The 11,521-nt window shown below is 40.0% G+C and carries 11 protein-coding genes; 5 read left to right on the top strand and 6 right to left on the bottom strand.

The window, feature by feature from the left end; genetic code table 11:
- Positions 1 to 299 precede the first annotated feature (299 nt).
- Complete coding sequence (locus L4D09_RS18270; protein WP_428458951.1) at positions 300 to 1,196, top strand: 4'-phosphopantetheinyl transferase family protein; 897 nt, start codon at positions 300 to 302, stop codon at positions 1,194 to 1,196.
- A 53-nt stretch (positions 1,197 to 1,249) separates the two neighbouring features.
- Here L4D09_RS18270 and L4D09_RS18265 read toward each other — a convergent pair whose 3' ends face one another.
- Positions 1,250 to 1,654 carry a thioesterase family protein gene (locus L4D09_RS18265; RefSeq protein WP_428458950.1) on the bottom strand — a complete coding sequence of 135 codons (405 nt, stop codon included), beginning with the start codon at positions 1,652 to 1,654 and terminating at the stop codon, positions 1,250 to 1,252.
- Between the two features lie 302 nt (positions 1,655 to 1,956).
- On the opposite strand from L4D09_RS18265, the gene L4D09_RS18260 reads away from it, so the two are divergent.
- Entirely contained in the window at positions 1,957 to 2,688 is a 732-nt protein-coding gene (locus tag L4D09_RS18260; protein ID WP_428458949.1) for an alpha/beta fold hydrolase, read from the top strand.
- 30 nt (positions 2,689 to 2,718) lie between these two features.
- A complete protein-coding gene (locus L4D09_RS18255) occupies positions 2,719 to 3,294 on the top strand; it encodes a class I SAM-dependent methyltransferase (protein ID WP_428458948.1) in 576 nt (191 codons plus the stop codon).
- A gap of 550 nt (positions 3,295 to 3,844) precedes the next feature.
- Here L4D09_RS18255 and L4D09_RS18250 read toward each other — a convergent pair.
- The 4 genes from L4D09_RS18250 to cspE (L4D09_RS18235) form a co-directional block, all read right to left on the bottom strand.
- Positions 3,845 to 6,298: a hybrid sensor histidine kinase/response regulator gene (locus L4D09_RS18250; RefSeq protein ID WP_428458947.1), complete on the bottom strand. Its 2,454-nt coding sequence runs from the start codon at positions 6,296 to 6,298 to the stop codon at positions 3,845 to 3,847.
- Positions 6,299 to 6,571: 273 nt separating this feature from the next.
- Positions 6,572 to 7,315, bottom strand: coding sequence for a prephenate dehydratase domain-containing protein (locus L4D09_RS18245; RefSeq protein WP_428458946.1), 744 nt, complete (start codon positions 7,313 to 7,315; stop codon positions 6,572 to 6,574).
- A gap of 317 nt (positions 7,316 to 7,632) precedes the next feature.
- The gene (gene cspE / locus L4D09_RS18240) at positions 7,633 to 7,842 is read right to left on the bottom strand and encodes a transcription antiterminator/RNA stability regulator CspE (RefSeq protein WP_428458945.1); all 210 of its coding nucleotides are present in this window, start codon (positions 7,840 to 7,842) and stop codon (positions 7,633 to 7,635) included.
- A 450-nt stretch (positions 7,843 to 8,292) separates the two neighbouring features.
- Positions 8,293 to 8,502 carry a transcription antiterminator/RNA stability regulator CspE gene (cspE, locus tag L4D09_RS18235; RefSeq protein WP_068327593.1) on the bottom strand — a complete coding sequence of 70 codons (210 nt, stop codon included), beginning with the start codon at positions 8,500 to 8,502 and terminating at the stop codon, positions 8,293 to 8,295.
- Between the two features lie 478 nt (positions 8,503 to 8,980).
- Here cspE (L4D09_RS18235) and L4D09_RS18230 point away from each other — a divergent pair, with 478 nt between their 5' ends.
- Positions 8,981 to 9,286 carry a DUF496 family protein gene (locus tag L4D09_RS18230; RefSeq protein WP_428458944.1) on the top strand — a complete coding sequence of 102 codons (306 nt, stop codon included), beginning with the start codon at positions 8,981 to 8,983 and terminating at the stop codon, positions 9,284 to 9,286.
- Positions 9,287 to 9,556: 270 nt separating this feature from the next.
- Complete coding sequence (locus tag L4D09_RS18225) at positions 9,557 to 10,816, top strand: MipA/OmpV family protein (RefSeq protein WP_428458963.1); 1,260 nt, start codon at positions 9,557 to 9,559, stop codon at positions 10,814 to 10,816.
- Positions 10,817 to 10,902: 86 nt separating this feature from the next.
- Here L4D09_RS18225 and L4D09_RS18220 read toward each other — a convergent pair whose 3' ends face one another.
- A complete protein-coding gene (locus L4D09_RS18220) occupies positions 10,903 to 11,493 on the bottom strand; it encodes an FMN-dependent NADH-azoreductase (protein ID WP_428458943.1) in 591 nt (196 codons plus the stop codon).
- Positions 11,494 to 11,521: the final 28 nt, after the last annotated feature.

Here is an 11,521-nt window from a genome sequence, read left to right as displayed (position 1 = left end):
GTTAATTCCTGTATTTTGTAATGATATTTACCCTAACTTATTAATATTAAAGCTGGTATTGAGATTTTTTAGTGTAAATGCTCGGTTTTTCATGCTTTAGTGATCTATGTAGCATTTTTTGAAGAAAAGTTTTATTGCTCCTTGTATGGTGAGGGCTTGGTGTAAAAAATTATAAATTTTATTGGTCAGTCATCTGACCTGTCTGGTGTTGGGTTGTCGGCCTGTTGCTGAGTTGTTTTGACGACACAGTGACGTATAATACATACTACAAATTTTACTTGGATTGATTGGAATTGACGTTGAAAAACACGGTGGACTTATGGTTTCTCGCATTGCCAACAATGCATAAAAATGTAGAAGCTTTTTCCTCTACTGTGGCTATTGATCATTCCTATTTGATTCATCAAGCTCGCCCTTTACTTAACGAAGAAGAGCTAGCCAAAGCGATGCGCTACCGACAGCCTTTGGCACGTATGCACGCCATTTACATACGTGCATTTCTTCGTGTAACCCTGTCTCGTTATGCTCGTATACTTCCTCACGAATGGTGTTTTGAATATGGCGAGCAAGGCAAACCGAATTTGTGTAAAACACAACGTCAGCAAACAGGCTTGGTCTTTAATTTAAGCCATAGCGGTGATCAAGTATTGCTGGCTGTTACGCAAACGGCAGATCAAGAGATAGAGCTAGGTGTTGATATCGAGTGTGAAAGAGAAGAGATGTCTATTAGCACTATCATGGAAAACTACTTTCAACCACAAGAAATAAAATCATTAATGCAGTTGGAGCTGAGCGATCAGCGCCGACGTTTTTTTGATTTATGGGTGCTTAAAGAGTCGTATATTAAAGCGACAGGACTTGGGCTTGCTCAATCGTTAAAATCATTTGGTTTTGATTTTTCTTTAAGCAATCAACAGCGGCTTTCACTTTTCGATGAAAAACCGGCGAGTCAACAATCACTCGAGATAGTGACGGGGCTTGTTGTAAATACATTGGAAGGCTGTGTGGGGGAAGGCAGTGCAGGTGAATACACATGCTTTGATTGCAGTGAGCAAGTGGGAGGGCAAGTATGGTCTATATTTTTAGGACGTTTGTCAGCAAGTTATCGTTTTGGCTTGATGGTGAAAGGACGTAAATTGGATGAGTCTTCTATTTACGCCCGTAGAGTTTCTCTAGTGAGTGTACTCAATGATTAGGTTGCTGTGCCTTCATTGCCAATCGTAAAGCAACTTGTATTTACATCTTGGCTCTAAACCATGGATGCCATGCTATCAATCAAATCTTGTGGGATCGGTTGTAGATGCTTTTGCTTGTTTAAACAGATCATTTCAATATCGCCAATCACGGCGGCGCGTGTAGCGTTAGGGCGCCATAATTCTTGTCGCCACAGAGTTTTGTATTTCCCGTCTAGCGTAACGCTGGTGCGAATATCGCAAATTTCTGCAAATTCAACACCATCTTGAAAGATCATATTGGCTTTGTACACAGCGAAACCAAGGCCATGCTCATTCCATAAGGCTGCGAGTTTATCGCTGTCGATAATGTGCTCACGAGCGCGTTCAAAATACTTCAAGAAGTTTGGGTGATAAACAACACCTGAATGATCGGTATCTTCGTAATAAATTTGTACAGGATGATGATGAATGGTTGTCATTGTTCAGGCTGTCTCGATTAAGTTGCATTTTGTGAATGCTGCCAGGCACTCTAATAAGCAAGACACTCTACATGACTGCATTTGTAAATTTAATCGGTTTTGAACTGGTCATAGCAGCGAAAGCCCTATCTGGGCATTAGGCTTGAGCAACTAGCACTCAAGGATCCAACCAATGGCAAGAGCCTGTAGGGTAACAGCCATGTTCATCACAAAGAGGTTATGGTAGCCCTAAAACGTTTCGTATTCTTAAGTTTGAAGAAGGGAGTCCATGTCATTCGTTAGGCTTCTAGGAGGTTTCTACTATGTCTGGTGAGTTAATACTGCTAAGAGGCTTATTTCGAGGTAGTTACCACTGGGGTGATTTTCCTAAGCGATTACACAGCACTTTTCCAGAATTTGTAGTTACTTGCATTGATATTCCAGGCAATGGTTATTTGTCTTCGGAAGTGTCACCAACGACTATTTCCGGAATGGTTGAAAGCGTTAGGAAACAGCGTAGTGGCAAAGGTAAAGCGTATATTTTGGCTGTTTCAATGGGCGGTATGATAGGACTAAAGTGGGCAGAGCTTTACCCAGAAGAAATTGAGTCTGTGATCTGTGTAAATACGAGCGCAAAGGGCTATAGCCCTTTCTACGAAAGGCTGTTGCCCCGAAATTACCTAAAGATTGTAAAGGCTCTAGTTTCGAGACCGTACAATCGAGAGGCGGTAATTTATCAAATGGTATCAAACCAGCCTTTCAACCTAACTACCGTAAACGAATGGGCAAACTATAGTAAAAAGTATCCGATGAACATTTCTAACTTCTGGCGACAGCTATTAGCAGCCAGTAAATTTGTAGTTGCGCGTCCTGAATGCGATATACATTTTATTTCCTCCGAAAATGATAGGCTAGTAAACACCAAAGCAACTAAAGCTATTGCAAGTGCGTGGAATGTTTCGGTCATCTCAAATGAAGTAGATGGTCATGATATAGCGCTAGACAACCCTGAATGGCTCTTGAGTATAATAGGCTCAATTTGGCTCGAAACTTAACAGGGCATTATATGATTTAAGGAGAAATCTTTGAGTAAGTGGGATGATGTTGCAGATAAAGTTGAGTTTAATCTTCAATTAATTAGCGAGTTACTTATTAATACGGTTCCTTATTCTAGCCAAGTTCTCGATTTTGGTTGTGGGTATGGAAGAGTAGCTAATGAGCTTTACAGCTTAGGTTATAAAAGTATTTGTGGTGTTGATTCTTCATTGGCAATGATTAATCGTGGGAATAATGAATTTCCTCACCTTGAACTGAGTTACTCGAAAGGTTCACGGCTTCCTTTCTTGGATGCTTCGTTTGATGCCATTGTCACGTGTGCTGTTTTTACTTGCATTCCAGAAGAGCAAATTAGGGTAAATGTTGTTTCTGAGCTATTAAGAGTTTTAAAGCCAAATGGGATCATTTATTTGGCTGAATTTTGTTCTGATGAAGGCCGATTTTTCACTTCAGGTGTTGGGGTTCCAATGTGGCACGGAACTCAGTCTGAAATCGAAAATATAGTAAATGGGTTAATAATAGAAAAATCTATGGTCGTTAATAACCAAACGATGACTGGTCATAATAGTAAAGCTTGTCACATAGTGGCTAGAAAAATCATATAATAAGTAATTAACATTATGCTTAATACACTCTGCATTCGTGGTTTGAAGTGTAATTGATTTGGCTATTATGGCGTTCAGAATGTGTTATTACGGCATTAGGTAAATGTAAGAAAGGTATTTAAGTATGGATGGTAGATACTCCGTTTTGTCGGTTTTATCAATTGAAGAGAAAGAAGAAACTTGTAAAAGTTATGTGTTTTCTACCTCTAAATGCACGAAAAATGAGATCGAGCAACAGGTGCCAGATTTGGGGTTTAGAAATTCAGTAATGCTTGAATCTTAATCGATATTACCATTTTCAATATAGCCATTTGGAAGGTGGCCTCTGAACATTATTGGTTGACTAAGCTCATAGCCATAGCAATCTATATCAGATTCGAGGATATACGTTTTTCTTATTCTCATTAAAGTCTATTCCTTTAGAAAAATATTTATCGGCTAACATATCTTAATGGTATGCAACTAATTTTATATCTTTGTGGTTTTTATTCTAAGGAAAATGCGTGATTATTTAAGCGTTAAATGTGAGTTTTGTGTCATATTTGCAACATCAGAGGCAGCCAGCTGCCTCTGATAAGTAAGACGTTAGTTCAACTAAGCTAACCTGCTTATCTAACTTTTCAAGTAATACATCACGTTTGAATGGTTTAGGCAGGTAATCATCCATACCGCTGTCGAAACACTTCTGAATATCGTCATCTAAGATCGAAGCGGTTAGGGCGATGATGTGTTTACGAGGGAGTTGGTTGTTACTTTCAAACTTACGAATGGCTTCTGTCGCCCCAAAACCATCAAGCACCGGCATCATACAGTCCATTAGGATCAAGCCGATGGCATCATGGTTGGCTTCGTAAATATCAATCGCTTCTTGGCCGTTGTTCGCGATGACATAGTCTAGCCCCATGCGCTTGAGGTTAATACAGACAACTTGTTGGTTAATTTTGTTGTCTTCGACGATTAGAATCTGGCTGCTTGTTGATGAGATTTTGCTTTGAGGCTGCTGCTCTTTGACTTCATCGGTTTGATCATTTTCATAGGCGTTTCTGAGGGTGTTGTTTAGCCGCATGCCAAATAGCGGCGCTGTAATGAACGCGACAACATGGCTTGATTCTATATCGATATTTTTGGTGTTATCACGAATGTAAACCACACGGTGGGTTGGCAGTTGCTGCTCAACCGCTTTTAATATGGCAGGTGAGTCAACTATCACCAAATCGTCTTGCTCAATATCTGCAATTAAGCAAGTGTTCCCATCTATAACTGTAAACGGGTAACCCAATCGTTTTAGCTCTGCGACTAATAACGGGTTTGTACGGGTTGTACAGTAAGCGACATTAAAGACGTTATCTTGATTAAGCGCTTGATCATCTTTGCTGAATTCGACTTCAAAATAAAATTGGCTACCTTTGCCTTTTTCCGAGCTTATCTTAACCTCTCCGTCCATTAGTTCAATCATCTTCGAGGAAATGGCAAGCCCTAACCCGGTACCGCCATATTGCGCAGAGGTGTCTGAATTCTCTTGTTTAAATTCATCAAAAATATGTGCTTGTTTATCTTCGTCGATCCCGATTCCTGTATCTGCCACAGCAAAGAAAATAACGATTGAAGAAGCTGTTTCCGAGGTTTGGCGGGCAGTGAATGTGATAGAACCTTGCTCGGTGAACTTAATCGCATTCGAGGCCAGGTTCATTAATACCTGACGCACTTTCTGTTCATCGGCTTTGATATAGTTCGGTAATTGGGGATCTAGGTCGACCACAATATCAATTTTCTTTTGCTGTGCTTTCGGGGTGATCAGTGCAGCGGTGTCGAATAGCACTTCTTTTATGGCACAGGTGTGTGGACAAATTTCTAAGTGCCCGGACTCAATTTTTGAAAGATCTAATATATCGTTAATAAGCATTAGCAGTGTTTGTGATGAAACATTAATCGTCGATAAGTAGTCTTTTTGAATAGCACTTAATTTTGAGTCAGACAAAATTTCAGTCATGCCTAATATACCGTTTAGCGGTGTTCTTATCTCATGTGACATGTTGGCTAAAAAGGCGCTTTTTGCTTTATTGGCTTGTCTTTCTTGTTCGCGTGCGGAAATGAGTTTTTTTTCCATCTCTCCAATTTTGTGTACCACATAAATGAGTACTGTAATGACGGATAAAGCGAGAACGAATGCTGCAAGTAACATATAGAATTCGTAAATATTTAGCTTCAGTTTTATTTGTACAGGGATCTCCGAAAATAGCGTGTTTAGTTTACCTTCCAAAATGTGAATGGTATTTCTTAAGTCACCATGCTTACCTGAATTATGGTCATAACCAAATTTTTCATAGGCGGTTTGTAATGCATAAAATGCCTGATGAAAATCAGTGAAGGCGTTGAGAGCAGAAGGAGAGCTTGTGGATATGATCATCTCGTTTTGCATCATATCAAGCTGGTCACTAATTTGACTTAAGGTCTCTTCGTCGAATTTGGAAAAGAACTGATAGATTAAGTCTTCTATCCTGAGCGTTCGTTGATCGAGAGAGCGACTGTTAACGTTGATAAGCTCGTTTTTCAATATCAATGATTTATCTTTTAATGCATCAACAAGCCCATCATCGCCATTGTGCCCATGGATGAGTAATACCATGGCAGCCAGTGAATCAAATTGCTGATAGTAGGCGTCAATCGAGTCTAGTGTTAATTGGCCGTTGTAGTCTGTGGCGATACCACTGACTGCAATTAAGCTGTTTATGGAGTGTAGGTTTTGCAGCGTTAATGAGTAGGCTGTTTGCATTTTTACTTGGTATTTTGGGTCGACTCGGTCGATAAAGTCTTTTTCATGTCGGCGCATCATGAGTACTTCATTTGACGCATTAAGAATTTCAATTTCAAGATTAACCAGTTGAGAGCGTTTGTTGTTAAGGTTCTGCTCGGTATAAAAGAATGCTGTGAGAAATACCAGAATAATTCCAGCGCCATAGGTGAGTAGACGCTTAATTGAATTTGTATCTTGAAGCTTTTTCATAGAGACCCATATCCTTTTGATCTGCTGGGTGTTTCGATGAGGTGTTATATGTCAAATGCATTACAAGTGTAACAAAAAATACACATAATAATTTGACGTGTTCAATATATGGGGAGATTCATCACTGAATAATGAGAATCCGTGATGTTATCCATGCTTGGTGAGGTGTAGATAGGAAGGATATCGCGAGGAAATATTTATGGCTGGGCTTTTTGTTGTATAGCGTGAGTGCGGGCAGCTGCTGCCCGCTAACGGCTATAGCAACAATAATATCTACAACTTGGCATCATAGGCTTCAGCTTGGAGAATAACAGCACGTAGCTCATTCTCAGCATCTGACACACTTAGGGGAGTTGTTCTCTTGGTGACTTTCATTAGTGCAAAGAGTGTTTTGTTGTCTTTATTGTCTTGAACTGCTTTAGCGGTAACTGTGATTTGTGGGTAAAGTTCTTCAAGCATACAAGCCCCGATTGCGGCTGTACCACTTGGTAACTCTCCCGTGGCAACCATACGAGCGGCTTCTGCTGTACCTTTTGGGATTTCGAGTTCTTGTAATTCGGTATATTGTCCTTTCCAGCGGTCAATTTGCTTTAGCGCAGCAGGGTGAGATGCTATCTGTTGCAGTGGGATACTTGCTTCCACATCACTCTTAGAACGTAGTACACACATTTCAATGGCCGTGCGAATACCTGCTTCTACTTCAACAACTTGATACTCTTGTATCGCAGCGACAGTTGCCCTTACCAAATTACCTTTAATCGTTGAGTTTTCGAGTGCGGTAAAAGCCAAAGCAGCATCATTATTTGCAGCCACAAAAGTTTGTAGCGGTGTGCCTGAAAAGACATAGCTAGGTTGAGCCAACTCTGTTTTGCTATAAAGGGTGTTAATTGCAGCGTTGTTAAAACTACCTGAACTTGCTTGAACGTATACATTGTCGTTATTAGCAAGGGCTACAGTGCTAAAAGAGGTGATAGCAATTGAGACTGAAGCGACGAGTCCTTTAGTGTGAAATACCATCTGATTACTTCCTATGTGTCATTTGGGATGGAGCACAACACCTTGGAATATTTTCTTTACGGTGTTGCTATTGGTTAAGTTATAATGTGGTATTGACATAGGTATGTAAATGGCTGATTCGTAATGAGGATTATTTTATGGATGTAAACGCTAATTATGTTCGTATGGTCACAATTATCATGTGACTTATTAATAAGTCTTATAAAAAACAGTGGAATCGCTGAAAGGGGAGGGAGTAAGTGAGAAGTAAATTATAGGCAATAAAAAAGAGCATCAATAGATGCTCTTTTTTCAAAGCTTTAACGCTTGGTGTTTAATTAAACACGCTCAACGTTAGCAGCTTGAGGACCTTTCTGACCTTGTTCGATGTCGAAAGATACTTTTTGGCCTTCAGCTAGTGATTTGAAGCCTTCACCAGAGATAGCACGGAAGTGAACGAATACGTCAGCGCCGCCGTTGTCTTGAGTGATGAAACCGAAACCTTTCTCATCGTTGAACCACTTAACGATACCAGTTGCTTTAGACATTTGATGTCTCCTGAAAAATATTTTTTGAAATCACGCTTAGCGCGTACTTAAGCCAGCATAATGTATTACTTATGGACAAAAGAATTTTGAGCTCTTCAGGACAACGGCGCTAGTGAAGCGGTGGAACGAAGTTTTCTATTTCAATTTGGCATAAATAGGTCTGCATTACAGGCCGTGAACTATTAGGCCATAAGCGTTTTGGCAGGGCAAGCAAATACTTTAATATTTAGTGATTTATGAGAAAAATGTGATCTTTTTATCACCCCCAAAGTGACATTCACATTGGGTCACAATGCTTTAGTCGTAAATCGCTCAAAATTGGTTCAATAAAGATGTATATATGGAAATGTAGGGGTTTCAGGAAGGTGAGCATAAAACAGGCAGCGTCATACAGCAGAAAGTAAAAAAGGGCTAAAGAGCCCTTTTAACTAGAAACTAAGCGGATGCAAATTAGACTTTTTCTACGTTTGCAGCTTGAAGACCTTTAGGGCCTTGCTCTGTTTCATATGCAACTTTTTGACCTTCAGCTAGTGTTTTGAAGCCGTCGCCTGTAATTGCACGGAAATGAACGAATACGTCAGCACCGCCGTTATCCTGAGTGATAAAACCAAAACCTTTCTCTTCGTTAAACCACTTAACGGTACCTGTTGCTTTAGACATGTTGTCTCCTGAATATCTTACATCTATACAAATGCCAATAACTATTTAACTCGCGTAACAATTGAATCTCTGCTCTAGTTTTACTGTTTACAGGTAATGCTAGATGGAGCGATTCGTTCACATTGTTGTATTACTGCCAAACACTACTGGTCTCTTAAAGATTAGGCAGGGTTATGCTATTTGCAAATAGAAATTTAAGGTTTTTGTGGGGATATTCACATGTTTGACTATCAGCCTGACAAAAGTTGAAGGTAAGTTAAGTTTTTAGCAGGCATTTTGTTGTTGGACTCGCATTTTATCTTAATGATACAGAAAGAACTTTTTTGCTTCACCTTCGGTGAATTAGCGATTTTAGCTGTAATAAATCAAAAGAAAGAGTGATCTTTTTTAATTGGTTGAAATGTGACTTGAGTAGCAACATCGCTTTCTGTTATAACGGGGGCAGTTAGGTTTTGTAGATTCATTTAAAGGACAAATCATGAACACTATCCTAGAGCTAGTTCGTCAAACTCGTCGTAAGAACAAACTGAAGCGCGAGATTTTAGACAACGACCGTAAAGTTCGCGATAACCGTAAGCGCGTTGAGTTACTGGAAAACCTACTTGATTATATCAAGGCTGACATGACACACGATCAAATCGTTGAGATTGTTGAGAATATGAAGGGTGATTACGAAGATCGTGTTGATGATCACATCATCATCAGCGCAGAGCTTTCTAAAGAGCGCCGTGAAGTCAGCAAGAACGTTAAAGACCTGAAGAAAGCGGAAATTGCGAGTCAGTAATTAAATTCCTAGTTTCAGTCTATAAACCCGATTTTGTTCGGGTTTTTTTATGCTTTTTTTACATCGGTTAGACAATCATTAAGATAAACTTTGATATAAAACAAAGCTATAATATGTGTTTATATTTGAAGAACGCGCTAAAATTTATTGCAACGTGTGTAAATGAGGAGCAGTTGATTGTTTAAGCCCTTGGGATGGTTGTTGTGCTGTGCGCCTGTTGTCGCTTCAGCGACAGGGAATGAACCAGAAGAAAATTTAGATGAAGGATTCATTTCGCCGTACGAGTTACGCCTTCAAAGAGACGGCGAACAGCCATGGGGTATTGCTGCTGTCTTTCGCAATGCTTCTATACCATACGCAACAGAAAGTGTTGTAGAAGATACGACAGTATCCACATTTGTCCCTATGATGTTCTATAAGGGTGAGCGCTTATACCTGAATGGAACGGAAGGCGGTATTACTTTGTACCGTGAACCAGATTGGGAAGCTAATTTTTTCACACGACTTCACTTTATTGATATCCCAAGCTCGTTCCAAAATGAGATTGGCGGTGATACTGCTGATTTTGGTTTGCAGTATAAATACCGTTGGGATGAGACAACGTACAGTAACCTAGAGTTATTATCTGACCCTGACGGTCGTATTAGCTCACAAGCGACGCTAGGGACTAAGTTTCGAGTAGATAACTGGACATTAAAGCCAGAGGCGTCGTTAATTTGGAAAGAAAGTAAATACAACAGTTATTACTATGGGCTTAATCAAGAATCGATAAACGCGGGAGTCGATGTTCGTTTTGGGGTAAATGCTGCATATCATGTTGCATCTAACTTATATTTGTTAGGGGGTGCGCATGCAAGATACTTTGATAGTAACATTCGCGATTCCGACATTGTATCGAGTGACTGGCAAGGTGAAGCTTACTTAGGCTTTGGTTTCTTTAATGATGCAAGTAAGCCACGTAAATCGTCTATCAGCACAAAACCATATTTCCGGGTGGCACATGGCTGGGCTACACCATCTAATATTGGTGAAATTTTCTCTGGTAACAGAGTGAAAGATGAGTTTAATAATCAACTGACATCTGTTTTCTATGGCCATCCATTAACGGATGAGCTGTTTGGTTTGCCACTGGATATTTATTTAACCCCAGGGGTTGCATGGCATTGGAGCTCTGATGTTCAGTCTTCAACGCAAGAATATATTATGGCGATAAAAGCCTACTACACCGTGAACTGGCCTGTGAAGTGGCGCTTTGGTGTTGCTGAAGGCTTATCGTATATTTCTGACATTTCATATATTGAACAAAGTGAAATGGATAGAAAAGGGTACGAGGCAAGTAATCTGCTGAACTATCTCGATTTCTCGTTTGATGTGAACCTTGGTGATCTTTTCAATGAAAAATCAATGGATGGCGTTTGGGTTGGTTACAGCTTGCATCACCGTTCTGCAATTTTTGAAAGTGCTTCCCAGTTTGGGCGCATAAAAGGCGGCAGTAACTATAATACTGTTTATGTTCAGTTCGATTTTTGATTCTTGATGAAATAAAGCTCCGCCTGTTTGTTGAATAAAATAGGCGGAGCTTTGTTATTTTTATTGGCTACAGAAAAATAGGGTTGTTATACCGTTAATTTTTCAAGTTCACCCTTCGCCTCTTGTAAAGCTTTAGCTGCAAGCTCTTCGCCCATAGCTAACGCTTCACTATATACAAACGTAACGTCAGTAAGCCCAACGAAACCAAGAATGGTTTTTAGGTAAGGTACCATCGTATCTGTTGCGCCATCTTTATGCATACCGCCACGTGTAGTTACAACAATGACCTTTTTATCGGTAAGTAGGCCTACAGGACCATTTTCCGTGTAGCTAAATGTCACGCCAGCTCGTGCAATTAAATCAAACCAATTTTTTAATTGAGTAGGTATTGAAAAGTTGTACATTGGTGCTGCAATAACAAGGGTGTCACTGGCATGAATTTCGTTGATCAGCTGGTCTGATAAGGCCAGTGCATCTTGTTGCTTCTGTGATAGGTTATCACCACCGCGTAACCCACCTGCAATTTCACCATCGAGAACAGGAAGAGGCTGTGCAGCAAGATCTCGCTCAATAACCGATTGTGTGTCTGTCCAAGAGGAAACAAGGTGATCAATTAGACCGTTAGACTGAGAGTAATCACCTAAAATGCTCGATTTTAGTACAAGTAAATTTGCCATTATTATTTCCTTAAGTTCTAGTGCCGTA

This window comes from Photobacterium makurazakiensis (assembly GCF_050336715.1).
GTDB classification, from domain to species: domain Bacteria; phylum Pseudomonadota; class Gammaproteobacteria; order Enterobacterales; family Vibrionaceae; genus Photobacterium; species Photobacterium makurazakiensis.
This window is presented reverse-complemented; position numbering and strand designations above follow the sequence as displayed.